At 37.9% G+C, this 248-nt stretch carries 1 protein-coding gene; it reads left to right on the forward strand.

Annotated elements, in window-relative coordinates; all coding sequences use genetic code 11:
• Positions 1-248, forward strand: a 248-nt coding sequence (locus SB786_RS37185; protein WP_410731706.1) for a M36 family metallopeptidase, incomplete at both ends; no start/stop codon positions are given.

Consider the following 248-nt stretch of genomic DNA (forward strand, 5'->3'; position numbering starts at 1 on the left):
CTGAAGGAGTTGCTATTATAAATCAATTAGCCTCTACCGCTGTAAATGGAACATTAAAATATGATACACCGAACTATATTTATAAAGATGGCAGCTTAGATAATGGGATCGTGACTCATGAGTATGGGCATGGGATTTCTACCCGTCTTACAGGAACCAGTGTGAGTTGCTTAAATTATACAGTCGATAATGAACAGATGGGAGAAGGTTGGTCTGATTTTTTTGCATTAATGCTGACCAATAAAGCG

This window comes from Burkholderia sp. SIMBA_062 (genome assembly GCF_046534765.1).
GTDB lineage: Bacteria > Pseudomonadota > Gammaproteobacteria > Burkholderiales > Burkholderiaceae > Burkholderia > Burkholderia ambifaria.